The 24,815-nt window shown below is 59.6% G+C and carries 25 protein-coding genes; 12 read left to right on the top strand and 13 right to left on the bottom strand.

All coding sequences use genetic code 11. From position 1 onward, the window contains the following. Positions 1 to 161 precede the first annotated feature (161 nt). The 3 genes from NTD80_RS02110 to NTD80_RS02100 form a co-directional block, all read right to left on the bottom strand. Positions 162 to 452: a DUF3144 domain-containing protein gene (locus NTD80_RS02110; protein WP_119742530.1), complete on the bottom strand. Its 291-nt coding sequence runs from the start codon at positions 450 to 452 to the stop codon at positions 162 to 164. Between the two features lie 129 nt (positions 453 to 581). Next, positions 582 to 1,277, bottom strand: coding sequence for a tRNA (adenine(22)-N(1))-methyltransferase (locus NTD80_RS02105; RefSeq protein WP_262131954.1), 696 nt, complete (start codon positions 1,275 to 1,277; stop codon positions 582 to 584). 24 nt (positions 1,278 to 1,301) lie between these two features. Further along, a complete protein-coding gene (locus tag NTD80_RS02100) occupies positions 1,302 to 2,012 on the bottom strand; it encodes a FadR/GntR family transcriptional regulator (protein ID WP_065904421.1) in 711 nt (236 codons plus the stop codon). A 338-nt stretch (positions 2,013 to 2,350) separates the two neighbouring features. On the opposite strand from NTD80_RS02100, the gene NTD80_RS02095 reads away from it, so the two are divergent. Together NTD80_RS02095 and gudD are read left to right on the top strand one after the other, a co-directional pair. Further along, on the top strand, positions 2,351 to 3,712 hold the full coding sequence (locus NTD80_RS02095; protein WP_106803140.1) for an MFS transporter: 1,362 nt from the start codon (positions 2,351 to 2,353) through the stop codon (positions 3,710 to 3,712). Positions 3,713 to 3,731: 19 nt separating this feature from the next. Then, positions 3,732 to 5,057, top strand: a complete 1,326-nt coding sequence (gudD, locus tag NTD80_RS02090) for a glucarate dehydratase (RefSeq protein WP_213552812.1) — start codon at positions 3,732 to 3,734, stop codon at positions 5,055 to 5,057. Positions 5,058 to 5,166: 109 nt separating this feature from the next. Here gudD and NTD80_RS02085 read toward each other — a convergent pair whose 3' ends face one another. Then, positions 5,167 to 5,520, bottom strand: coding sequence for an addiction module antidote protein (locus NTD80_RS02085; protein ID WP_262131953.1), 354 nt, complete (start codon positions 5,518 to 5,520; stop codon positions 5,167 to 5,169). A 4-nt stretch (positions 5,521 to 5,524) separates the two neighbouring features. Further along, a complete protein-coding gene (locus NTD80_RS02080) occupies positions 5,525 to 5,824 on the bottom strand; it encodes a type II toxin-antitoxin system RelE/ParE family toxin (protein ID WP_262131952.1) in 300 nt (99 codons plus the stop codon). Between the two features lie 295 nt (positions 5,825 to 6,119). On the opposite strand from NTD80_RS02080, the gene NTD80_RS02075 reads away from it, so the two are divergent. Then, positions 6,120 to 7,364: an acyl-CoA dehydrogenase family protein gene (locus tag NTD80_RS02075; protein WP_120449233.1), complete on the top strand. Its 1,245-nt coding sequence runs from the start codon at positions 6,120 to 6,122 to the stop codon at positions 7,362 to 7,364. Positions 7,365 to 8,001: 637 nt separating this feature from the next. On the opposite strand, the gene argE is transcribed toward NTD80_RS02075, so the two are convergent. From argE to NTD80_RS02040, 7 genes are all read right to left on the bottom strand, one after another. Then, positions 8,002 to 9,153, bottom strand: a complete 1,152-nt coding sequence (gene argE, locus NTD80_RS02070; protein WP_106803135.1) for an acetylornithine deacetylase — start codon at positions 9,151 to 9,153, stop codon at positions 8,002 to 8,004. After that, positions 9,150 to 9,824: a DUF1028 domain-containing protein gene (locus NTD80_RS02065; protein WP_262131951.1), complete on the bottom strand. Its 675-nt coding sequence runs from the start codon at positions 9,822 to 9,824 to the stop codon at positions 9,150 to 9,152. The genes argE and NTD80_RS02065 overlap by 4 nt, the downstream gene beginning before the upstream one ends. Before the next feature lie 10 nt (positions 9,825 to 9,834). Further along, positions 9,835 to 10,566: a class II aldolase and adducin N-terminal domain-containing protein gene (locus NTD80_RS02060; protein WP_106803133.1), complete on the bottom strand. Its 732-nt coding sequence runs from the start codon at positions 10,564 to 10,566 to the stop codon at positions 9,835 to 9,837. A gap of 50 nt (positions 10,567 to 10,616) precedes the next feature. Beyond that, a complete protein-coding gene (locus tag NTD80_RS02055) occupies positions 10,617 to 11,447 on the bottom strand; it encodes an ABC transporter substrate-binding protein (RefSeq protein WP_262131950.1) in 831 nt (276 codons plus the stop codon). A 30-nt stretch (positions 11,448 to 11,477) separates the two neighbouring features. Further along, positions 11,478 to 12,350 (bottom strand): phytanoyl-CoA dioxygenase family protein, encoded by an 873-nt coding sequence (locus tag NTD80_RS02050; protein WP_262131949.1) that lies wholly within the window; start codon positions 12,348 to 12,350, stop codon positions 11,478 to 11,480. Positions 12,351 to 12,377: 27 nt separating this feature from the next. Further along, positions 12,378 to 13,895, bottom strand: a complete 1,518-nt coding sequence (locus NTD80_RS02045; RefSeq protein ID WP_106803132.1) for an amino acid ABC transporter permease/ATP-binding protein — start codon at positions 13,893 to 13,895, stop codon at positions 12,378 to 12,380. Positions 13,896 to 14,207: 312 nt separating this feature from the next. After that, positions 14,208 to 15,182 carry a LysR family transcriptional regulator gene (locus NTD80_RS02040; protein ID WP_106803131.1) on the bottom strand — a complete coding sequence of 325 codons (975 nt, stop codon included), beginning with the start codon at positions 15,180 to 15,182 and terminating at the stop codon, positions 14,208 to 14,210. 182 nt (positions 15,183 to 15,364) lie between these two features. Between NTD80_RS02040 and NTD80_RS02035 the strand changes: the two genes are divergently transcribed. The 8 genes from NTD80_RS02035 to NTD80_RS01995 all read left to right on the top strand — a co-directional run bounded on the left by NTD80_RS02035 (position 15,365) and on the right by NTD80_RS01995 (position 22,078). Next, the gene (locus NTD80_RS02035) at positions 15,365 to 15,787 is read left to right on the top strand and encodes a RidA family protein (protein WP_065904398.1); all 423 of its coding nucleotides are present in this window, start codon (positions 15,365 to 15,367) and stop codon (positions 15,785 to 15,787) included. After that, complete coding sequence (locus NTD80_RS02030; RefSeq protein WP_262131946.1) at positions 15,784 to 16,764, top strand: NAD(P)H-quinone oxidoreductase; 981 nt, start codon at positions 15,784 to 15,786, stop codon at positions 16,762 to 16,764. Before NTD80_RS02035 ends, NTD80_RS02030 begins: the two co-directional genes overlap by 4 nt. Before the next feature lie 13 nt (positions 16,765 to 16,777). Further along, on the top strand, positions 16,778 to 17,239 hold the full coding sequence (locus NTD80_RS02025) for a type II 3-dehydroquinate dehydratase (protein WP_120449236.1): 462 nt from the start codon (positions 16,778 to 16,780) through the stop codon (positions 17,237 to 17,239). Between the two features lie 44 nt (positions 17,240 to 17,283). Continuing rightward, the gene (locus NTD80_RS02020; protein WP_262131945.1) at positions 17,284 to 18,537 is read left to right on the top strand and encodes a flavin-containing monooxygenase; all 1,254 of its coding nucleotides are present in this window, start codon (positions 17,284 to 17,286) and stop codon (positions 18,535 to 18,537) included. Between the two features lie 220 nt (positions 18,538 to 18,757). Further along, positions 18,758 to 19,252: a hypothetical protein gene (locus NTD80_RS02015; protein WP_262131944.1), complete on the top strand. Its 495-nt coding sequence runs from the start codon at positions 18,758 to 18,760 to the stop codon at positions 19,250 to 19,252. Positions 19,253 to 19,577: 325 nt separating this feature from the next. Further along, complete coding sequence (locus NTD80_RS02010) at positions 19,578 to 19,910, top strand: DUF6124 family protein (protein WP_106803126.1); 333 nt, start codon at positions 19,578 to 19,580, stop codon at positions 19,908 to 19,910. 862 nt (positions 19,911 to 20,772) lie between these two features. After that, positions 20,773 to 21,108 carry a low molecular weight protein tyrosine phosphatase family protein gene (locus NTD80_RS02000; RefSeq protein ID WP_262131942.1) on the top strand — a complete coding sequence of 112 codons (336 nt, stop codon included), beginning with the start codon at positions 20,773 to 20,775 and terminating at the stop codon, positions 21,106 to 21,108. Positions 21,109 to 21,556: 448 nt separating this feature from the next. After that, positions 21,557 to 22,078, top strand: coding sequence for a hypothetical protein (locus NTD80_RS01995; RefSeq protein WP_262131940.1), 522 nt, complete (start codon positions 21,557 to 21,559; stop codon positions 22,076 to 22,078). Positions 22,079 to 22,302: 224 nt separating this feature from the next. On the opposite strand, the gene NTD80_RS01990 is transcribed toward NTD80_RS01995, so the two are convergent. Next, entirely contained in the window at positions 22,303 to 22,656 is a 354-nt protein-coding gene (locus NTD80_RS01990; RefSeq protein WP_262131938.1) for a hypothetical protein, read from the bottom strand. A 627-nt stretch (positions 22,657 to 23,283) separates the two neighbouring features. On the opposite strand from NTD80_RS01990, the gene NTD80_RS01985 reads away from it, so the two are divergent. Beyond that, positions 23,284 to 24,486 (top strand): hypothetical protein, encoded by a 1,203-nt coding sequence (locus tag NTD80_RS01985; protein ID WP_262131936.1) that lies wholly within the window; start codon positions 23,284 to 23,286, stop codon positions 24,484 to 24,486. Positions 24,487 to 24,815: the final 329 nt, after the last annotated feature.

Here is a 24,815-nt window from a genome sequence, read left to right as displayed (position 1 = left end):
CTAACGGCAAAATGCCATGTCATTGATTGGGAAGGCACTAGCAAGATACGGGCCGCAGGGAGCGCGCCCCGAAATAGACGGTGTGACGCGCAAAGGCAGGTGAGGTGTGCGCGAAAATGGGGCAAAAGCACTCAAGGTCTGGGCACACCTGTAACAGTGATCTATTTCACCAGCATGTACTGGCTGAAATTATTGATGTGATCGTCGAGGTTATCTTCAAGCATCATCCGGTACTGATCGCAGAAATACTTCAACATCGCCTCGCGCGCCTCGGCCATTTCCGCACCGGACTTGAAGTTGCGCGCACTCGCCCAGGCGTTGAAACGGGTGGTGCCGAACATCATCGAGGCGCTGACCTCGCCGAGGTTTTCACAGGTCTTGAGTTGCTCGTTCGACAATTCGATATGCGCGTCTGCACGGTCATAGAAGGCTTGGTCAGTGGTGTCTGCCATGGCGGATGTCCAGGATAAGTGAGTGATGGCCGCCATTGAACCATACCCCCCGCCCGCGTAGGAGCCCGGCCTGGCGCCAGCCTGCTCAAGAACACCACCGACAGCAGGCCCGGCGCCGACCAAAACGCATTAGGCCAGCAGCGAACGGATCCACCGCACCTGCCGCGCAACCTCCTGCACCTTCTCCTGCGGCACTGCCCGCCGCGCCCGCTCGAAACTGGCCAGGGTGTTCTGCTTCTGGCGCAGCATGCGCTGCCACTTGGCCAGGAACTCCGGGCTGCGCGCCTGCATCTGCAGTGGGCCGAAATACAGCTGCTCAGCGGTATAACTCACCGGCGGGGCACGCTCGGCCACAATGATTTCGTAGTAGAAGCGGTTTTCGCGCAGCAGCTCTTCAGTGAGAATCGCGTAACCGTTGTCCATCAACCACTGACGCAACGGCTGCTCGCCGCCATTGGGCTGCAGGACCAGGCGCTCACGGCCGCTCAGGTGTGCCTTGCCACTTTCCAGGATGTCGCGAATCGTCTCGCCGCCCATGCCGCAGAGGCTGATCGCGGTGATCTGGTCCGCCGGCGTTATCGCCGCCAGCCCATCGGCCAGGCGCACGGTAATGTGCTGCTCCAGGCCATTCTCACGCACGGTGCGCACAGCCGCATGGAACGGCGTGGTCGCCACCTCCCCCGCCACCGCCGCCGTGATCAACCCGCGGCGCATCAACGCGACTGGCAGGTAAGCGTGGTCCGAGCCGATATCGGCCAGGCGCGCGCCAGCGGGCACGTTCGCCGCCACGCGCTCCAGGCGCATGGACAATGTATGTGGGTTCAACAGCCGTTCCTTATCAACACAAAATTACTCACCCGAAAACCGATCCCGACTGTTGGTCAGGTGCAGCACCATTGCGGCGCGGGCAGCGTCCGGGTCTTGGCGCTTGATCGCGTTGAAGATCGCCTCATGCTCCAGGTTCGCCAACTGCCCCAGTTGGGCAAAGTCCGCACCGCCACGCTCATCGCCCTTGAGCTGGGTGCGCGGAATCATCGCATTGCCCAGGTGCAGCATGATTTCGGTGAAGAAGGTATTGCCGGTGGCCTCGGCGATCAACTGGTGAAAACGCTTGTCCTCTTCGACGCAGCTGTCGTTGTTGGCCAGCGACGCCTGGTAATCGTCGAGCGCAGTGCGCATGTGCGCCAGGTGTTCGTCGGTCCTGCGTAACGCGGCCAGCGCAACCGCCTGCACCTCCAGGCCCAGGCGCAACTCGAGCATGTTGCGCACACTGGCAACCGTGTCCACGTGCAAGCGCAGGCCTTGGCGGGCGTGTTGCGCCAGCACAAAAGTGCCGATGCCATGACGGGTCTCGACCAGACCCGACGCCTGCAGCTTGGAAATGGCCTCACGCACCACGGTGCGGCTCACGCCATGCTCAAGGACGATCGTGGATTCCGACGGCAGCTTTTCACCGGGCTTCAACTGCCCGAGCAGGATGCGCTGGGTCAGCGCGTCGACCACGCCTTGGGCGAGGTTGTTGGAGCGTCTACGGACGGGCATTCCACTATCAATCGGCATCGTTGCGGGTCCACGGGGTTGGGCTGGTGCGAGCTTAACATCCCGCCCGGCGACACGGCTGCGTTGATTTGCCTCGGCCCAACTTGTATGACAACCAATCTTAACGGCTAATCTACGCATTACCACCAGCGCCAGGCGCCCGCATCATTCTTGGGTAGCAAACCCCTCTCAAAGCCAAGCAAATGCTGGTACATAACCAAAATAACTGGTCGAACATCGGCCTTATAAGAACAAATTCACTCACGACCGCATTGCGGCCTTCGGAAAATCACTTGTATGATGTCTATCAACAAGACACGCAAACCCGCATAAAAATAAATCAGGGGGAGTTTTGAATTGTGAACAATTCAAGCCATGCATCTGCCACTCCAGAAAGTGATTCGGTCCTCGCGCGCGCCGTGAGCAAAGTGAAGGGCCACGTGCTCCCACTGTTCGTGATCATGTTCATCCTCAACTACATCGACCGGGTCAACATCGGTTTCGTGCGCACGCACATGGAGCACGACCTCGGCATCGGCGCTGCGGCCTACGGCCTGGGTGCCGGGTTGTTCTTCATCGGCTACGCGCTCTTCGAAGTGCCCTCCAACATGCTGCTGCAGAAGGTCGGCGCGCGCATCTGGCTGACCCGCATCATGTTCACCTGGGGCATCGTCGCCACGCTGATGGCGTTCATCCAGAACGAAACCCAGTTCTACATCCTGCGCTTCCTGTTGGGCGTGGCCGAGGCCGGGTTCTTTCCTGGAGTGATCTACTACTTCACGCGCTGGCTGCCGGGTGTGGAGCGCGGTAAAGCCATCGCGATTTTCCTCAGCGGCTCGGCGGTGGCCTCGTTGATCTCGGGCCCGCTCTCCGGCGCGCTGCTGCAGATCGAAGGGTTCGGCTTCCACGGCTGGCAATGGATGTTCGCCATCGAAGGCCTGGCGTCCGTGGCGCTGGGGTTCTTCGTGTGGTTCTGGCTCGACTCCAACCCCCACGACGCCAAATGGATGACCCGCGAAGAACAGGATGCACTGGTCGGCGCCATCGACCAGGAACAGCGCGAGCGTGAAGCCCTGACCACGGTCAAGCCGACGCTCGGCAAGCTGCTCAAGGATCGCCAGATCCTGCTGTTCTGCGCGTTGTACTTCTGCATCCAGCTGACCATCTACGCCGCGACGTTCTGGCTGCCGAGCATCATCAAGAAGATGGGCGACCTGAGCGATGTGCAGGTCGGGTTCTTCAACTCGATCCCGTGGCTGATCTCGATCATCGCCATGTACGCGTTCGCATCGTTGTCGAGCAAGTTCAAGTTCCAGCAGGCCTGGGTCGCGGCCGCGCTGTTGATTGCCGCTGCCGGCATGTTCATGTCCACCACCGGCGGGCCGATCTTCGCCTTCGTGGCTATCTGCTTTGCGGCCATCGGTTTCAAGTCGGCGTCTTCGCTGTTCTGGCCGATCCCCCAGGGTTATCTGGATGTGCGCATCGCTGCAGCCGTGATCGCGCTGATCAACTCCATCGGCAACCTGGGGGGCTTCGTCGCACCGACCACCTTCGGCTTCCTCGAACAGACCACCGGCTCGATCCAGGGCGGCCTCTATGGCCTGGCAGGCACGTCAGTGCTCGCCGCAATCCTGGTGTTCTTTGCCAAGACCTCACCGTCCGCCGTACTGGCCTCGCCCGGCGCTGTGCCCGTGGGCGCAGCCATCAGCAAACCTCTCTGACCTTATCCAGGAACGTGCCATGAATACCCCAGTAGTCACCCACTTCCAAGTCATCCCCGTGGCCGGCCACGACAGCATGCTGCTCAACCTGAGCGGCGCCCACGGGCCTTACTTCACGCGCAATATCGTCATCCTCAAGGACAGCAGCGGCCGCACCGGTGTGGGCGAAGTGCCCGGCGGCGAACGTATCCGCGAAACCCTGGAGGACGCGCGCAGCCTGGTGATCGGCCAACCGATCGGGCAGTACCAGCGCATCCTCAACCAGATGCGCAGCACCTTTGCCTCGCGCGACGCGGGCGGTCGCGGCCTGCAGACGTTCGACCTGCGCATCACCATCCACGCGGTCACGGCGATGGAAGCGGCGCTGCTCGACCTGCTGGGTCAATTCCTGGAAGTGCCGGTGGCCGCCTTGCTCGGCGAAGGGCAGCAACGTGATGCGGTGAAAATGCTCGGCTACCTGTTTTATATCGGCGACCGCAACGCAACGAACCTGGCATATCGCAACGAGGCCGAGGCCGATGATGACTGGTTCCGCCTGCGTCACGAAACTGCCCTGACGGCGGAGGCCGTAGTCCGCCTGGCCGAAGCCGCCAAAGCCAAGTACGGCTTCAATGATTTCAAGCTCAAGGGCGGCGTGCTGAGCGGTGACGCAGAAATCGAAGCCGTCACCGCACTGGCCGAGCGCTTCCCCGACGCTCGCATCACCCTTGACCCGAATGGCGCGTGGTCATTGAAAGAAGCCATCCGCCTGTGCCGAGACCAGCACCACGTGCTCGCCTACGCCGAAGACCCATGCGGTGCCGAGAACGGTTACTCGGGCCGCGAAGTCATGGCCGAATTCCGCCGCGCCACCGGCCTCAAGACCGCCACCAACATGATTGCCACCGACTGGCGCGAAATGGGCCACGCGATCCAGCTGCAATCGGTGGACATCCCGCTGGCCGACCCGCACTTCTGGACCATGCAAGGCTCGGTGCGTGTCGCGCAGATGTGCAACGAGTGGGGCCTGACCTGGGGCTCGCATTCCAACAACCACTTCGATATTTCCCTGGCGATGTTCACCCAGGTGGCCGCCGCCGCACCGGGCGACATCACCGCCATCGACACCCACTGGATCTGGCAGGACGGCCAGCGCCTGACCCACGAGCCATTGAAAATCGAAGGGGGTTACGTGAAGGTGCCCGCCAAGCCTGGCCTGGGCGTGGACATCGACATGGACGCCGTGGCCAAGGCCCATGAAGTGTACAAAGGCATGGGCCTCGGCGCGCGCGATGACAGCGTGGCGATGCAGTTCCTGATCCCGGGCTGGAGCTTCAACAACAAGCAACCGTGCCTGGTGCGCTAGGCACTCACACGCCCGCTCAATGCAGGAGCGGGCTTGCCTGCGATAGCAACTCTGAGGTGGCCTGACCCATCGCCATCGCAGGCAAGCCAGCTCCCACCGGTGATCGTGGTCACTTCGCCGAGTGGGTTCGCTTGATCGGCTGCACCGTCAGCTCCACGCCTAACGCCAGCATCAGTTTCTGCACGGTGTCATAGCGCGTTTTAGACCCGCCCTTGAGCGTCTTGTACAGACTCTCGCGATTCACTCCCGCCGCCGCGGCCACCTTGTTCACACCTTGTGCCTTGGCGACCTCGGCAAGCGCCTTCATGAGGATCTGCGGGTCTTGCGACTTCATGCTTTGCGCAAGGTAAGCACTGATGGTTTCAGGGCTGTCGAGGAAGCGCGAAGCTTCATAGACCTGGGTACCGGAGGTATCCAGATCGAGGATCGGCATGTCCTCTGGCTTGAATGTCGAATTGCTCATTTGGTTAACCTCTCAGGGCATCCAGAATCTCTTGGGCGCGCTTGATGCCTCTTTGCTGGTCGGTTTTGTCACTGCCCCACAGCATCAAGTAGGCGGTGATGCCCGTGCGGACAAAGTAGATCCGGTAGCCGGGCCCGACAAAAATACGCATGTCACTGAGGCCGTTACCGGCAGGCTCGCAATCGCCAAAATTGTTTTCTTCGGCGCGATCCAGCCGAGTCAGAACCGCCACTTTTCCACAAACGTCCCTCATTCCATCCAGCCATGTATCCAACTCTGGCGTCCTGCCGATTATGTTGGTCACAGATTCACATGTAGCCTACTGGCTACTCCCTGCCGATGCTAGTGATTTTTCAAGCTGCGCAGAGTTCCCCGAAGAAAAAATCCTAGTTCACGCCCGGTACATGGGGCCGGGCGATTCTGTGAGTGCTTGTTTCCCGTCGCGCCGATAGAACCAGCCCGCAGTTCGATAGCAATTTTTCGTATTAAAAACCTCGTCACCGCTGGGTTAGGGTGGCGTCACCAGACCACTGGCCCCGTGCTTCTGACTCTTTTTTCCAGCCCGACGCGTCCACGCGCAGGCACCGCCAGGTCAACCCATGTCCAATTCTGCCTTGCCTATCTGGGGCGCACCGCCGTCTGCCCGCTACGAACAATTGGCCGCACCGTTGCGCCCACTCTTCGCCCACATCCTCGCGCAGGCGGCCGAGCACGATCAGACGCGTGCCAGCCTGGCCGGTGTGATCCAGCAACTCACCGCCCTGGGCCTGCCGCGCTGGCGCTTGCCGCCAAGCCATGGCGGTCACGGCGCGACCCTGGTTGAGCTGCTCGCCGTGCTCACCGAACTGTCTGCCGCCGACTCCAACATCACCCAGGCCCTGCGGGGGCATTTTGGTTTTTGCGAAGATGTACTCAGCGCCAAAGACCCCGCCTGGCGCGCCAAGTGGCTCGACCGTCTCGGCGAGGGCGCGCTGCTCTCTCCCGGCAGCACCGAAGTCGGCAACCAGACCCGTGGTGATTTCGAAACCCGTCTGCACCGCGACGCAAGCGGTACCTTGCGCATCAGCGGCCGCAAGTTCTACACCACGGGCGCGCTTTACAGTGACTTGATCAACACGATTGCAACCGGCGAAGACGGCACGACCTACAGCGTGGTTGTCGACCTCAAGGCTGCCGGCGTGCAGGTCGTCGATGACTGGAACGGCTTCGGCCAACGCCTGACCGCCAGCGGCACCTGCATCTTCGACAGCGCGCCGGTGCTGGACAATGAGGCGCGCCCCACCCAACAGCGCTTTGGCCATGGGCAGTCGTTTTTCCAGCTTTATCACCTCAGCACCCTCGCCGGCATTGCCCGCCGCGCGGCCTTGAGTGGCGCCGAAGAACTCAGCCAACGCGCCCGCACTTTCACCACGGGCAATGCCGATGTCGCCGGCCAGGATGTGCAATTGCTGCAAGTGATCGGCGAAGTCGCCAGCCAGGCCTACGCCGCCCAGGCCATCGCCCAACAGGCGGCGCAGCGCCTGGAACACACCGCGCAGTATGTGATTGCCCACGACCAGCCCGTGCATGACGACGACCCACAGGTGGCACTCGCCGAGCTGGAAGTGTGCCTGGCCGTCAACCCGGTGGTGGATGCCACACTCGCAGCGACCACCGCGCTATTCGACGCCCTGGGCGCCAGCGCCACCGCCAGCAACAAGGCACTGGACCGGCTATGGCGCAACGCGCGCACATTGGCCAACCACAACCCGCGCGTCTACAAATCGCGGATCGTGGGAAATTACCTGGTAAACGGAACCCTGCCCCCGGCGCAGTGGCGAGTGGGCGTGGCCAAGGCTGGATGAAATCACCAGCCAGCTTCCACATTTGAGCTCCATATGCCTGGGGGCTTGGGCCATACCTTGGGGCCTCTGTGGGAGCTCCGTATGCCTGGGAGGCTGAGCCATACCTTGAGCCCCCTGTGGGAGCGGGCTTGCTCGCGAAGGCGGTGGGTCAGTTAACTAATTCGTCGACTGACACACCGCCTTCGCAGGCAAGCCAGCTCCCACATTTGATCTCCATAGGCTTGGGGGCCTGAGCCATGCCTTGGGGCCTCTGTGGGAGCTCCATATGCTTGGGGGCTTGAGCCATGCCTTGAGGCCCCCTGTGGGAGCTCCATACACCCGAGATCCCGAGTCATACCAGGATCCCCCTGTGGGAGCGGGCTTGCTCGCGAAGGCGGTGGGTCAGTTAACTAATTCGTCGACTGACACACCGCCTTCGCAGGCAAGCCAGCTCCCACATTTGATCTCCATATGCCTGGGGGCCTGAGCCATGCCTTGGGGCCTCTGTGGGAGCTCCATATGCTTGGGGGCTTGAGCCATACCTTGAGGCCTCTGTGGGAGCTCCATATGCCTGAGGGCCTGAGCCATACCTTGAGGCCCCTGTGGGAGTGGGCTTGCCAGCTCCCACAGTTTGATGAGCACATGGCTTGAGAGGGGTTTATCGGCTCACGAACGCGAGCACCCGTTCCAGCATTCGGTCGCAGGCATCCAGCTGTTCCAGGCTGATGAATTCATCCGGCTTATGCCCCTGTTCCATGCTGCCGGGGCCGCATACCACTGTCGGGATGCCGGCCTGGTCAAACAGCCCGCCTTCAGTCCCGAACGCCACGGTGCCGTAATCCCGGGAGCCGCAAAACTGCGCGACCCATTCCGCTGCCTGGCTTTGCGGCGAGGTGGCCAACCCTGGGTAGCTGGACAATTCACTGAACTCAATCGCGCAGTGCGCGCTCACCGCCTGCATCGCCGGCAGCAAGGTGTGCTCCGCGTAATCGCGCAGTTGCTGCGCCACCTGCCGGGGATCCTGGGCCGGCAGCGAGCGCACTTCAAAGTCGAACGTGCAGTCCTGCGGGACGATATTCAGCGCCTTGCCGCCGCCGATCACGCCGGTCTGCACCGTGGAAAACGGCGGATCAAAACGCTCGTCGAGCAACGTCGGCGCCTTGAGCGTCTCACCGAGTCGCACCAGCTCGCTGATCAGTTGCGCGGCATATTCGATGGCATTCACACCCGACGGTGCATACGCCGAATGGCAGGCCACGCCGTGCACTTCGCAGCGCACTGCCAGCTTGCCTTTGTGGCCGAGCACCGGCTTGAGCTCGGTAGGTTCGCCGATCACGCACAGCAACGGCTTGACTGCCTGCCCATGGAACCGCTCGATCAACGCGCGCACACCCAGGCAACCCACCTCTTCGTCGTACGACAGCGCGATATGCACCGGCATGCGCAACGGCGCCTTCACCAGTGCCGGCACACAGGCCAGTACGCAGGCGATGTAACCCTTCATATCGGCAGTACCGCGCCCGTACAACCGGCCGTGTTTTTCCGTCAGTTCAAACGGCGCCACCGTCCAGCGCTGCCCGTCCACCGGCACCACGTCGGTATGCCCGGACAACACCACGCCAGGCACCTCGGCCGGGCCGATGGTCGCCAGCAGGTTGGCCTTGCTCTTGTGCGCGTTGTAGACCAGCTCGCAGGCCACGCCGTGGTCCTGCAGATAGGTGCGCACAAAGTCGATCAACGCCAGGTTGGATTCACGGCTGGTGGTATCAAAGCGCACCAGTTGCGCCAGCAGGTCGCGGCTTGTGTTCAACGCTCATCTCCCGGCACGGCATAGCCCGGTGCAATCTGCGGGTTGAGGGCGCGGTCGATGTAGGCCTGCAGTTGCGGGCGATAGGCTTGCCAGAGTTGGTCGAGCGCGCCGATCGGGTCCTCATCGGCCCAGTCGACACGCAAGTTGACGATCGGCCACAGCAAGTCGTCGACCACCACCAACGCCGCCGAATGCACCGGCCCCGCTTCGCCGCCTTCGGCCTGGCCGGCCTGCATCGCCGCCAGCAAGCGCTCGGCGAGCGGCCCCGTGGCCATCTCGAACGCGCGCACCATCGCCGCAATCACCCCAGCGTCGGCCAACATATTGCCCGCCGCTACGCACTGCTCGCCGCTCAGCGCGTGATGAATCCCGAGGGTCTGCGCCCCGCTGAAATGCGCGGTGCGCCCCTGGCTATCAATCACGGTGACCTGACGATATTGGCTGTGGTCCTGTTCCACCAAGTTCGCCAGCGCCTCGCTCGGTGCCAGGCCCTGCTCGAGCAAATCCAGCAGCTGCGGCCCCAGGCTCGGCAGTGTGATGTTCTGCGACGCCACCGCGCCAACGCCTGGGCGCAGCCAGGGGCAACGGGCGCCCACGGCGATGCTCGAAGAGCTGATCGCAATACCCAACTGGCCGGTCTCGGCACACCGGGCGACAACGGAAAAAGTCATGGCGTGCTCCTCAATCGAGTACCGAAGGGTCGGCGTCGATCATCAACTGCTTCATTTCTTCAAAATGCCGGACCGAGAAATCCACAATCCCTTCCCAACCGCGCGCGGTTTTCTCCGCCACGTCATCGGAAAGCACCCGCAGCGGCTGCCCGGTGGACCAGGCCGTCACGAGGATCTGGCAGGCACGCTCCAGGGTCCAGATATCATCGAAGGCCTCGCCGATGGACGTCGCCGTGACCATCACGCCGTGGTTGCCCATCAGCAGACGGCGCTTGCCGTCGAGCAGCCCGGCCAGGCGAGCGCCTTCGGCCTCGGTGTCGGCCATGCCGCCGTAGAGTTCATCCACCGCCACGCGGTTGAAATAACGCGCGGTGTTCTGGTCGATCGGCGGGATGTGCGGCGTGGCCAGGCACGCCACGGCCGTGGTGTACACCGGGTGCAAATGCAGCACCGCGCGGGTTTGTGGCAGCAGCCGGTGGATCTGCCCGTGGATCGACCAGGCGGTGGCGTCCACATTCGGGTGATCGGCGCAGGCGCTGTCATCGGCGTTCAGCAGCAACAGGTCACTGGCACGGATACGCGAGAAGTGCTTCCACTTCGGGTTGAGCAAAAACTGTTTGCCATCGGCCGACACGGCAGCGCTGAAGTGGTTGGCCACCGCCTCGTGCATGCCCAGGTGGGCGATGATGCGAAAGGTCGCCGCCAGGTCGATGCGCGTCTGTTCTTCGTGGGATAACGCCATGAATCGGTCTCCGCAGGACGCGGCCGCACAGCGGCGGCCGCGTGATTGGGTTACTTGGGCATCAGCGCCGCGAGGTCGGCATCGGTCGGTGCTTCGAAGTTGTACTTCTTCAGCAGGGCCGCGTACTCAGGCGTGGCACGGAATTTTGCCAGGCCGTCGAGCAAGGCCTGCTTGACCGTGTCATTGCCCTTCTTCACACCAAAGCCGTTGAGCACCGGGTAGATCAAGGTGTCGGACGAAATCACCACGCGGTTGCCCAACTTGTCGATCACCCCACGGGCCACGGCGGCGTCGGTGATCTGCGCTTCAACCGCGTGCGCCAGCAGGGCCTGGGTGGTCTGCGGGTCGGTGCTGTATTCGCTGATCTGGATCGGCTTCAAGCCCTTGGCCACACAGTACTCCGTCGACAACTTGTTCATCTGCGCCAGCCACGAGGTGGCGCCCATGGAGCCGATCTTGTGGCCGCAGAACTCTTCCGGGGTCTTGGGCTGGAAGGCGCTGTCCTTGAGGGTCAGGATCGACTCGCCGCTCTTCAGGTAAGGGATCATGTCGATGACCTTGACCCGCTCCGCCGTGATGTACATCGACGAGTTGGTCACATCGAAACGCCCGGCCTGCAGGCCGGTGATCAAGTTGGGAAAGCGTGTGTCGAGGGTCTCGACCTTGCGGCCCATGACCTTGCCCAGGCCGTCCATGAACTCGATATCGAAGCCCGCCGGCTTGTTGTTGTCCATGTATTCATAGGGAAAGAACGTGACGTCGGAGCCGGCGACAATCGTGCCGTCCTTCTGGAAGGCCGAAGCCGCCAACGAAGTCATCGCAACCGCAGCACCCAACAGGCACACGGCAAGGGGGCGAACACTTTTACGAAACGCTGTCATGGTCATTACCTGCAAGGTCTTGGGGGGTGGTTAGGCAGTGGCGGTATCTTGTCCGGCCTGTTGCACGAAGAACGACGCGCCGCGAGGCTTCTGCGGCAAGCGCATGCGGTTGCTGGTGGAGCGCACCAGGCCACTTTCGGCACCGGCCACGAGCAGGCCGGCATGAACGCTGGGCAACGGGTTTTCGCCGAATGGCAGCGCGTCTTCAGCGGCGTAGACACTGATGAATAGCGTGCGCGGCAATTCGGTCTCGTTAGGGCTGGATGCATGCAACAGCCGCGTGTGCATAAAGCACACGGAACCGGCCGGGCCGTAGCAGGCGACCGGTTGCTGGCAGTGCTCTTCAACCACCGCGTCGTCCACCGAACCGGTGAAACGCTGGTTCTGCCAGTGCGACCACAGCGGGCCTTTGTGGCTGCCGGGGATCACATTCAGCGGGCCGTTCTGCGGGGTCACTTCGCTGACCATCAGCAAGGCCGTGACGATGTCGTCATTGCTGTGCGGCGTGAACAGAAAGTCCTGGTGCCACTTCACCTGGGTCGCGGTGTGCGGCAGTTTCGAGTTGATCTTGCTGTGGTGAAACCGCGCACCACTGGCGCCGACCAGCTGCGCGGAAATCGCTGCCATCCGCGAGTGCAACGCCACGCGCTCGTACACCTTGGAAATCTCGGTAGGCGAACTCACCCGGCGCAGCGAGGGATGATCCGCGCGGTGGTCGCCCTCCAGGTCGAACCGCGCGCGGCCGTCCACGGTGGCGCCCCAGCCCTGGTCATGGCTGCGGCTCTCCTCTACCCACTGGTCGAAGTCATGCTGCAGCGCGGCCACTTCGTCCGCCGACAACACGCCTTCTACCACCAGGAAGCCGTCGCGCTGGAATTGTTCGATGTGTGCTTGCTCGATCATTTTAGTGTTTCCTGAACGTTAAAGAGATCACGCCAGCGAGACGTCCTTGAGGAACGCCTCCACGCGTGGGTTATGGCCGCTGCGCAAGGCATCGGGCGTGTCGTCGCAGACCACACGCCCCTTCTCCATGAACACGATGCGGTCGGAGACCTTGAAGGCGAAATTCATCTCGTGGGTGACGATCACCATGGTGATGCCCTCCTCGGCCAAGGCCTCGATGACCTGCAGCACTTCGTTGACTTTTTCCGGGTCGAGCGCCGAGGTGGGCTCGTCGAACAGCATGATCTGCGGGCGCATCATCAAGGCGCGGGCGATGGCCACGCGTTGCTGCTGGCCACCGGACAACTGGTGTGGGTACTTCCAGGCGTGATCGAGCATGCCAACCTTGTGCAGCAGCGCGTAGGCCTGCTGCTTGAGTTCGGAGGTCGCGCCCAGGCGGTGGTATTTGGGCGCCATCAGCAGGTTGTCGAGCACGCTCAAATGCGGGAACAGGTTGAAGCTCTGGAACACCATGCCGATGTTCAGGCGATGCTCGGCGTGCTCGATGTACTGGGGTTTCTGCGCGCCGACTTTGTTCAAGTGAATGAACGGCTGGCCATTGATCTGGATCTCGCCGTTGTCCAGTTGCTCGAGGCCGTTGAGCAGGCGGATCAGCGTGGTCTTGCCGGAGCCGGACGGCCCGATCACCGACACCACTTCACCCGGCTGGATCTGCAGGTTGACCGAGCCCAGCACCTCGATGTCGTTGTAGGCCTTGTGCAACCGCGTGGCTTGCAGCGCGGCGGCGCCGGTGCTGGCCGGGCGTTGCAAGGCGACGCGTTGTTGCGTCGCCAGGGCCAGCACCGCCGCATCCGGCACGCGGGAGACATTGCGTTGGTTGACGTCGAGAAAGCGCTCCAGGCGTTTGAGCAGGAAGTCGAACACCGTGACGATAAACACGTAGAAGAACGCTACCGCCGCCATGGTCTCGATCACCAGGAAGTTCTGCGAATACAGGCGCTGGCCGACCATCAGGATTTCGGTCAACGAGATCACCGACACCAGTGAGGTGAGCTTGACGATGGAGATGTATTCGTTGGCCAGCGACGGCAACGCCACCCGCAGCGCCTGCGGGATGACCACGCGCCACTGGGTGCCGAAAAACCTCAAGCCCAACGCCCGCGCCGCTTCGCCCTGGCCCTTGGGAATCGAGAGTAAACCGCCGCGATGGATCTCGGCCACATACGCCGTTTCGCAGATCACCAGCGCCAGCAGGCCGGACCAGAACGGGTCGGCCAGAATCGCCGAGGTGCCCGGCAGCGCCTGGGGCAGGTTGTAGATGAAGATCAGCAGCACCAGCAGCGGCAGGCTGCGGAACAGCCAGATATAGCCACGCGCGGGAACACTCAGCAACGGGTGCCGGGATTGCTTGGCCAGCGCCAGCAGAAAGCCCAGTGCGATACTCAAGACCCACGTCAGGGTACTCAGCTTGATCACCGTCCACGTCGCGCGCCAGAACTCGGCATCGCCCAGCAAACCAAACATGTAATTCCAGTCGAATGTCATCGTCGCTGTGCCCTGCAAAAAAAAAGAAGTTGATCTGCATCGATGGGATGAGAGTCGTGGCGGGAGGTGGTCAGGGTCAATTCGTAAAAGCCGGGGCACTGGGTAGGCAGAGCCTATGCAGCCCCGCAAGCCAGCCAGATCAACTGTAGGAGGCGGCTTGCCGGCGATAGCGATCTGTCAGTCAATGACTGGACAGCTGCGCACCGCCCTCCCGGGCAAGCCAGCGCCTGCAGGTGCGCGCTGCCCAGGCACTCGCCAAAACGGTGCACGCCTGAATGCAGGGCGCGGCACACGCGACCCTTTGGTGCAACCTCAGCTCACACCACTCAGCACCCGCACCGCGTGTGGGTCAAAAAAGCTCGGCGGGGCCATGCCGGGGATGTATTGATCGGAAACAAACATGCGGCAGCGCTCGGCAAATGCCGACACCACGCGCGACAGCTGGGTGTTGCTGGCCGTGGCATAGCCCAGCCGCATCGGCCGGTGTGCACCGGCCAGGCGCAGGCGGATCACGCGCTTGCCGTCCTGGGACATATTGGATTTGGGCCGCGCATTCGCGAAGGAATAGCCGATCCCGTTGCCGACCATGGCGCGCACCGTTTCGAGGTTGGTGGAGCGCATGATGATGTTCGGCGTGGTGCCCGCCTGGATAAACAGGCTGAGGAAATAGTCGCGGCTCCACGGCGTATCCAGCAGCACCACCGGGTACGCCTCAAGGTCCTGCATGCTCACGGCGGGCAAGCTCGCCAGCGGGTGATACTCGCCGACCATCACATACGGCGGCAGCTGCGCCAGGGGTTGGAAATCGATATCCGGGCTGGTCACCAGGTCATAGGTCAGGGCGATGTCCAGCTCGCCGCTGCGCAGTTTTTCCAGTAATTCCTCGTGGTTGCCTTCGGCCTGGGTCAGGCGCACGCCGGGAAACGCGCGGCCAAAACCAAACACCAGTTCCGGCGTGATCATCGGCGCCAGCGACTCCAGGCAGCCCACCCGCAACGGCCCGCGCACCGTGTTCAACGACTCCGAGGCGATGGTGTAGAGGTTGGTCATCTGCTCCAGGATCAGCTTGGCCTCCTGCATCACCAGGCGTCCCACCGCCGTCAGCGAAATGCCCTGGGCGTGATGCCGGATAAACAGCTGGATGCCCAGCTCGGCCTCCATATGGGTGATCGCCGCCGAGATCGACGGTGACGACACGTGAATGCGTTCAGCTGCAGCACTGATGCTGCCCGCCTCTCCCGACGCGACGAAATACTCCAGTTGACGCTGAGTAATACGACTGAGCATTACGCCTGCCCCTCAACAATGACTGTACGGGCAGCGTTGCAGGGTTCGTGCCGGGTCCGCCGCGAACCGATGAGGGGCACAGGCTTCGGTTTTTCCTAAGCACTACCCCGCGCAAATGCTGGTTTCGCCGGAACCGGGGCGGTGTGAAGCTGGATTCATCCCGCTTCCCACGAGTTGCCGTTATGCCTACCCACACCCGCATCCGCATGTTCAACACCCGGCAGACCTACCCCAACCAGGCCCTGGACAACGACCTGTGCCAGGCGGTCCGCGCCGGCAACACCATTTATGTGCGCGGCCAGATCGGCACCGACTTCGACGGCAACCTGGTCGGCCTCGGCGACCCGCGTGCCCAGGCCGAGCAGGCGATGAAAAACGTCAAGCAACTGCTGGAAGAGGCAGGCTCCGACCTCTCGCACATCGTCAAGACCACCACCTATTTGATTGACCCGCGCTATCGCGAGCCGGTGTACCAGGAGGTCGGCAAGTGGCTCAAAGGCGTGTTCCCGATTTCCACCGGGCTGGTGATCTCCGGGTTGGGCCAGCCGGAATGGTTGATGGAAATCGACGTGATCGCCGTCGTGCCGGATGACTGGACCGTATGAAAGCGGTGATCGCCCGCGAGCCCGGCGGACCGCAGGTGCTGCAGTCCGTCGAGCGCCCGCTGCCGGATGTGCAAGCCGGTGAGGTGCTGATTCGCGTCACGGCTGCCGGGGTCAATCGTCCCGACCTGATGCAACGCAGCGGCGCGCCGATCCCGGCAGGCGTCACCGATGTGCTGGGCCTCGAGGCGGCAGGCATCGTGGTCGCGGTAGGCAGTGGCGTGGATGAGTTCGCGAGCGGCGATCGCGTGATGGCCTTGCTCAACGGCGGCGGCTACGCCGAGTACTGCGTAGCCCACGCGGCGCACTGCTTGCCAGTGCCTGCAGGGTTGTCGCTGCTCGATGCCGCCGGGGTGCCGGAAGCGGCCTTTGCCGTGTGGCACAACCTATTTGAACTGGGGCGCTTGCGCAGCGGCGACAGCGTGCTGATCCACGGCGCCGCCAGCGGTGTCGGCAGCTTCGCCGTGCAGTGCGCGCATGCCGCCGGTGCGCGGGTGATCGCCACGGCCGGCGGCCCGCACAAGGTCGCGATGCTGCAAGCACTCGGCGTGTGGCGCGCGGTTGACCGCCACCTTGAAGACTTCGTCGAGGCCGTGCACGACTGCACCGACGGCCGTGGGGTCGACGTGGTGCTGGATAACGTCGGCGGGCCCTATGTGGCGCGCAACCTGGCGGCCATGGCCATGGGCGGGCGGCACGTGAGTTTGGCGTTCCTGCAAGGCGCCCATATCGACTTGGATTTGCAGGTGCTGATGCGCAAGAACCTCAGCCTGACGTCCTCCACCCTGCGCCCGAAAAGCCACGCCGAAAAAGCCCGCCTGGCGGCGTGCATCCGCTCACGCTTGTTGCCGTGGCTGGCGGCCGGCGTGGTGCGCCCGCAGATCCATGCGCGCGTGCCGCTGGCTCAAGCCGCCGAGGCGCACCGCCTGCTGGAAGCCAACGCCAATGTCGGCAAAGTCGTGCTGACCGTCGCTGAATAACCTGGAGCCCTTCATGACCCACCGCGTGTTTTTCCTCAATGGGCCCAACGCCAACCTCTACGGGCTGGATAAAAACGGCACCTACGGCCGCGAGAGCTTCGCCAGCATCCAGGCGCGCTGCGAACGCCACGCCGCCGGGCTGGGACTGAGCCTGGACTTTCGCCAGAGCAACCACGAAGGCGTGCTGGTGGACTGGATTCAAGCGGCACGCCTTGATGCCGACGCCGTGGTGATCAACGCCGCCGGGCTCAGCTACAGCTCGGTGCCGATCCTCGACGCGCTGCTGGCCTTCGACGGCCCGATCATCGAAGCGCACATGAGCAACCTCTGGAAGCGCGAGAGCTTCCGGCACCACTCCTACGTCTCCAAAGCCGCCACCGGCGTGATCGCAGGGCTTGGCGCACTCGGTTACGAACTGGCACTCACCGCCGTGGCGGCATTGCTACAAGAAACCACCACCAGCGCCCACAGCTGAGACTCGGTGATGCCTACACACCTCTTACCTCCCAGGAACCGCCCATGTCAGTAGAAACCATCAACACCCTGGTCGTCGGCGCAGGCCAGGCCGGCGTCGCCATGAGCGAACACCTGTCTCTCATGGGCGTCCCCCACATCGTCCTCGAACGCCACCGCGTCGCCGAACGCTGGCGCTCCGAGCGCTGGGATTCTCTCGTCGCCAACGGCCCCGCCTGGCACGACCGCTTCCCCGGCCTCACCTTCGAAGGCCTCTCCCCCGAAGCCTTCCCGCCCAAGGAGCGCATGGCCGACTACTTCGAAGCCTACGTGGATAAGCTGCAAGCCCCCGTGCGCACCGGTGTAGAAGTCCAGCAAGTGGAACGCCACATCGGCCGCCCCGGCTTCAAAGTCACCACGTCGGCCGGCGTGTTTGAAGCCGCCAACGTTGTGGCCGCCACCGGCCCATTCCAGCGCCCCTCTATCCCCAACATCGTGCCTGCCAGCGCACCGATTCACCAACTGCACTCCTCCACCTACAAGAACCCCGGCCAACTGCCCGAAGGTGGCGTACTGGTGGTCGGCGCTGGCGCCTCCGGTTCGCAAATCGCCGAAGAACTGCAAAAAGCCGGCAAAACCGTATACCTCTCGGTCGGCGAACATTACCGCCCGCCGCGCGCCTACCGCAGCCGCGACTATTGCTGGTGGCTGGGTGCGTTGGGCTTGTGGGACGAAGTCAAAATCCAGCCGAAGAAAAAGCACGTGGCCTTTGCCGTCAGTGGCTACGAAGGCGGCAAGACCGTCGACTTCCGCCGCCTCGCGCACCAGGGCATTCAGTTGGTCGGCGTCACCCAGGATTGGCAGGACGGCGTCATGACCTTTCAACCTGGGCTCGCCGAAAACGTGGCCGAAGGCGACCGCGCCTACTTCGATGTACTGCGCGACGCGGATGCCTACATCGAGGCAAACGGGCTGCCGTTCCCCCTGGAGCCTGAAGCCTGGGAACTGCTGCCCGACCCTGAGTGCTTGGTGAACCCCATCCTCAGCCTGGATCTGGCGAAGGCCGGCATCACCACCATCCTCTGGGCCACCGGTTTCAGGTTCGATTTCAGCTGGCTGAAGGTCGATGCGTTCGACGAAAAAGGCGAGCCCTTCCACAAACGTGGGATCTCGGCGGAAAGCGGCATCTACTTCCTGGGCCTGCCCAACCTGGTCAACCGCGCGTCATCGTTCATCTACGGGGTGTGGCACGACGCGAAATACGTCGCCGACCACATCGTGCTGCAAAACGACTACAAGTCCTACAAGAAACCCGAGTGAGGCGGCCGACTACTTTCACACACCTCGGCGCGCCCTTGGGACGCGCCGAAAAACCACACCGCCCACAACCACCGCCGCTGCCCTGTAGGAACTGTCGAGCCCCAGCGAGGCTGCGAAGACGCCCGCACACACAATAAAAATCTCACGCGCCCATTGTCACAGTTTGCGTAAACTGCGCCCCCTACTCGATCAGGACAACACCACCCAGGAGGGGTAACGCTTGAAACTGCTCAACACCGACACACCCATCACCCGACTCACGCTCAAAGACCAACTGACGGTTGACCCCTACAAGGCCTTGGCGCTGCTGGAAACACTCCTGCTGTTTTTTGCCGTGATGGCCCTGGTGCTGTTCGTCGCACACCGCGTTGGCATCACCGACACCTTCAAGTGCGCCCTCCTCTACAGCGGCACCTTCGGCGCATCCATCGGCATGGCGTTCAATATGTACCGCGAGGCTGCCCTGGCGGAGTGGACCTTCGCCGCCCCCGTCAGCCCCATCGCGCTGCAAAACGCCATGCTCAGCTTGAAGTATTCCGAGCGACAGCCAGGTGTGTACGGCCCCAAAAAGCCCATGTTCACGCTGTTGCATCGCTGCGATTCGGAAAGAATCACAGTGACGACCCTGAACGGTAAAACGCACTTCACCGGCCCCGCCAACAAACTCAAAGCACTGTCGGCTTTGCCCCTCACTGATACACCCGACGCGCAGTGAGGACATGTCCTACAGCAAGCTTCAGCAGCTTGCCCCATTGCCTACAGTTACGTCAGAATCCGCCGGCTTGTGCGCTTGAGTGGGCGTCTCTAAGGTGGTTCGGTCGCTGAAAACTCAGTGATCGGGTTTAGTAGCCCGGGGTTATTCCAGTCAGTGCATAAGCTCATCAATCGGACGGCCTCGTCCGTGCTTGATGGTGGCTGTGTGCAGGGCGTCCTCGGGCGCGCCGGCTTTCTTGGAATTCCCCGGTCTACTAACCTGCGCACAGCTGCCACCCCTCTGTTTAGTAGCTAAGAGGTGACGGCCCTAAAGTGGGAATTCCAATATGTTCAAAGTCACGCCCAACCCTCCGAACGAGCCGGACCTGAAATTTAACCAGGCTGCGCATCGTGCAATCGATCACTACCTCAATCCAAAAACTGCCCCACCTGTGACCCCCCTCGGCCTATTCACCGTCGCCGCCAACGCCAGCAACGAAACCCTGATCACCAACAGCTACGAAACCTTCTCCTCGGTAACCGCGTTGCTGCTCGACCTGTCAGAGGACTTGACCGGCAAGCAGCGGGATGTGGTCCTGGCGATTCACCAGTTGAGTGAGTTGGGGGTGCTGTTGATGGACAGGCTGATGGAGCGGGAGTCGGCTGTAGCAGGCGGTTAAGCGTTCAGTTTTAGTACCCAAAAAAATCGCCGAGTCGTCGTGATTGCTACATGACGAATCGGCGATTGTGCGACTGAGCGGCTTTCTGAAAGGCATGAACAGACAAGGCATGTATTGGCCGAGCCGTCAGTCATGCCCGACGACTTGCGATCCCTCCCCCCGCCCGTGAATGATCAGGGCGCACCACCCGCCATTCTCAGTAACTGAGAAACTGGTAGATCGCGAAGTGGATGTCATCCCTCGTATCACCATCCCACGCCTCGACCGTTTCCAACTCGGCCCTGAGGGATTCGATGCGTCTCTCGATCTCCGCAATTTCCGCCGGCCCGCATTGCGACGCGATCGCTGCCCATTTTTCATGTGGGATTTGCTGTTGGATGGAAAGGGCTGATCGGGCTTGCGTGGGTAGTGTTGGGAGTCTGCTCATTGAGTTCCGGGCTGAGGAGAAGGAAGGGTCAGCGATTTTAGCTGTGTTGACCTCGGGGCTGGGCCAATTGCTGCTGTACACAACAGGCAGCAATCGGCCGTTTGGCGCTGAGACTGCCTACAGTCATTAGCTGCTGCTAGTATCAAGCGCTCAACCTATCTAGCCCCTGCATCGATTCACGTTTACTATATTTCCAACTCGTATTACTGCGGCTGCTGAACCCGGTACTCACGAGGATATAACGATGAAAAGAACCCGCGCCTGGAGACGTATGCAGGCCCTTAAATGCAGAGGCCACAATACGGTTCGTCCGCTGGAGTTCAAGCCAGAAAAGCATTGAAAACTGATGTACACCCGCGCAGCCAAACTGTACAGAGCACACCAACTCGGGATGAGCTTTCCCATTCGCACAACCCGTCAACTACTGGATCAAGAGTGACTAACCTCCTGTTCGTCTGTAGCCGTAACCAATGGCGTAGTCCTACTGCGGAAGCGATCTGGCGCCGTCGTCCCGGCTTTAATGCCCGTTCAGCAGGAACCAGTCCAAATGCACGTAAACCTATCAGCCCAGCGGATATTCGCTGGGCTGATGTGATCTTTGTCATGGAACGCAAACACCTTAATCGTCTTCAGGCTGAATACGCCCGCCTTCTTGAACACAAACGGCTCCACTCTCTCGATATTCCAGATGATTACCGCTACATGGATCCTGAACTGGTGGGCATGCTTGAAGACATTGTGAGGTCCTACCTCACCACACAGGCTTCATGAGGGAACGACTGTCGCAGGAATGGTCGCGGATAAGCCGGCGGGCCGATCTAGACCTTCTATTGCGTTTAAAGATCAAGCTCACACCCATTAGCCGCCATTTGTGACGGGCCACTTACGGCCAAAAGCGGACACGGTAAAAAAATCCGTCCCCTTTTCGGTCCTCCAGCATTTCCGCGGGCTGCATGCGCACGGTGAATTCGTCGCCTACCAGTAGTACTGGTTTCGCCGTGTTGGTCGATTTCTATGGCAACTCCCATCTCGCTATCAAAAATTTTCGAGAACCCCTCTCAAACTACCTGTAGAGCAAATGGGCTCCTCCAAAAGCACCGTGAAATATGACATATTTGATATGCTGATGAGCTGAATTCAAGCCATGTCTACTGACGAGTTAAAAATCAAGACTACGGTTTCGGTCAAACACACAAAAAATTGATGAATGGAGTCTTCAATGGCAGTATCTACACAATCTATAGACCTAGCAACATATCTGAGCATCGGAGCAACCACAATTGCGCTACTTGCCGTAGTTGTCTCAAGCTGGACTGCATGGATGCAACGACAACACAACAAGCTTTCCTTCAGGCCATTTCCAGAAATTCAATTAAGAGATATGAACGGACACATAAAAATATCACTCACAAACAACGGAACCGGACCTTTAATCATAAAAACACTGAGCGTATTAAAATATAAAAAAAATACCGAAAAAGCACTAATAGAATTAATGCCAGCATATAACGGGTGGACATTTTTCGCGCACAACGTAGATGGCAGAAGTATTAAGCCGAGTGGAGACATCATTCTCCTCGAGTTAGAGTACGACCCCCAAAACCCCAACCAACTGAATATCGCAAATTTAATCAGAGAAAGTCTAAGAACGTTAGACATAGAAATAAAATACATGAATGTTTACGAAAACATCTTTCCAACATATACAAAAAATCTGAGTTGGTTTGGACGGCTAATATAGCCTCAGAAACCATATTTTAAAAAATACACACACTTCTGAAGGCTTTAGATCGAATACCGTCATTGGAAAACCAATTACAGGATAGGGAATCAGCCCTGCTCCCATATCACTCCAAACCGCCATAGGCCCGGAAATACTGGGACTTCTTCTTAATCCTCTGGCCTAAAGCGCGCCTAGCGGCCGACTTATTGCCCTAAATTTTCCCTAGGAACTCACGACTAATCCTAGCTCCCCCCTACGTAGTCATCAAAGGCCGTTTGAGCACTGGAGGCCGCTGTACTGAACAGCGTGTCGAAGTGATTCAGAAACGTTTCAGTTAGGTGCCCATGGTAGTACCCGTAGACAACAACAGGCAGCGCTTTATCTTTTCGGCCAATAATGCTGAACACCAAAGCTTCATCTGTAATCTTGGGACGGAACCATGCCTTTCGGGCCCAGGCCTCCGCCGCGTGCGTGTAATCACCATCCTTATCCCTGTGCCAGGTTGTGATTTTTCCTTTCGGCTCCTTCTGATCGATGCGCTTGTTGAACTCAGAAAGAAGTGCATTCGGATCATTTGTAAAAAACTGTAGTGCCATTCTCTGAACATCCCTGCATATCAGTGAAGGCATTTTGATAACACGCGATCGTTTGATGGTCAAGTACACCCCGATTATGTGGGGTGTGTAAGGGATTTGGGAGATAGCCCGTGGTTGTTGGCTGTAATGCGTGCGTGCATCCGGTTGCATAAACGCATATTTGGCATTGGATGGCGTATGGTTCGCCCCATTTTTGCCGCGCGTTAGGGGGGGGCGAGGCTCTAGGGAAGCGATCCGTCCTATGATCGATTAGAACTGCTGATCCTTTAGGCCAAGGATTACTTACCTTACAGAGCCGAACTGATAGCTGCGTACCACTTTTGTACCAACACAAATTTACGCAGTGATGCCCTGCCCCTCAGGATAGGCTGCATTCCGCCACAAGCGGTCAGTCATGAACGATCGCTATCCACAACCCATAGCGGACGTTCATACATAGGACTGAGCGTCGATTCAAACGAACCCTGAGCGCGCCAGATGCGAAATAGACTAGTCACGACTTGTCCGAAATAGTCGCCATCTTCGCTTTAGCTGACAGGTGTTTTCCTGATGTGTTCATGCCATTATTCGCTATTGGCATCGCGCCAACGTTGAATCTGCACGGCAGCAGAAAAAGGTTAATTTACGATGAGTCGAAATCCTATCAAGCGTCTTGTCACAATCGCTGTAATGGTATGTGTCATTCCGCTTGGCATTTACATTTACTATATGTGGTATCGCTTTGGGTTTTCTGAAATATCAAAGAGTAGTGCTGATTGGGGAGCATTCGGATCATATCTTAGCGGAATACTTTCGCCGCTATTTACGCTTGTGTCGGTCGCTTTCGTATATTATTCGATTCAGCAAAATAACAAAAATCATTCATCTGAAATGAATTACCTGACAGGCCAGCAAATCATTGGCAACATAGAGTCACTGTCAAATGCATTCAATGAGAAACTTAAAGGTGAATTTAATTCAAGTCACCCATTGGTCTCTGACATAGTTATAAGCATCTATGGGGAAAGCGCTGAGGGAGATGAGGGAGCTGAGAGTGATCGTAGAACGTCTTCCAGCACACAACAGCTCAAGCTGGACAAAGAGAAGAAAAGCTTGGCAAGTCTGCTTGATGACTATGTATACTTCAGTGATCCTGATCAGGCGTTTCATTGGCAGTATTTGAATTTTTTGAGTGCGATAACTTATGACTTATTCCGGACATTTGTAACAATAATGGAGTACACATCCAAGATAAAGGACGAAGCACAGAAAGAAGGAGCAGTACGTATATTTGATGCAATTACTGATAGCAATAAGGTTATGGCGCTGATGCATTTGCTGGCAGGTAGATTGGTAGAATCTTCCTGCTCCCGGGCAGATACATACGCGCTAGAAGGGGTCTTCGGGCATATTGTTAATCTCTCTGATTATTCTGAGAACCTTAAATTTTCGAGCGTGCCGTATTTCAAACGGCTCCTGACAGAGCTGATCGGGAATGCGTTTTGTCAACTGGGTGATGGCTCAGTGTTCGCCTTAGATTATTCTTCCTCTGTGTGCGTATTGATGGCTGATGAGCAAAAGAATGTTAAAGCTAGCCTTATTCTTGGCGGCAACGAGGTTGAAATTAATGGTCATAAAATAATCATTAATGCGATTCTCCGAGCTCCTTTATTTGCGGGGGCGAACATTGATGTCGACTACCGTCAGGCCAAGAACCACTATCTTGCATCGGTAGAGGTAATCGATGGAACTGGAATATTAGCGGCTCTGGGTCGAAAGCCTCCAGTGTATGTGATGACTTTCACTCTGGTGGGTAAGCTTTTCAAACTGATACGAGTCGAGATAGTTTAGGGTGAAGATTGAATCGAAATGATTAGCTGCGCTGGAAAATGTGAATGGTAGGAGATCACCAAGCCCTTCCGGACTGCGCTGTCCATAGGGCACGCTGCCCGCAAGCCCGCCGCATACGGTGTGGAGGTGTCGTGAAGACATAGCTAGTAGTGCTATAAAAAAGAGCACCTGCGGCCCAGAAACCATCAATCAGGCAGAGTGCCCAATGCAGAATTTTTCTTTAGAAACAACAGCAGTTAATCGCCAAAGGTTTCGTGGACGTGTTCGATTGGCTGCTTTTGGCCAACGGCAGCTTTGACTCGGTAGTGGTCAGACGCGACCGGCTGCTT

The sequence above is a fragment of the Pseudomonas sp. 13B_2.1_Bac1 genome (assembly GCF_025466155.1).
Classification (GTDB): Bacteria; Pseudomonadota; Gammaproteobacteria; order Pseudomonadales; family Pseudomonadaceae; genus Aquipseudomonas; species Aquipseudomonas aylmerensis.
Note: the sequence above shows the minus strand (reverse complement) of the source record. Positions and strands in the feature narration are given on the sequence as shown.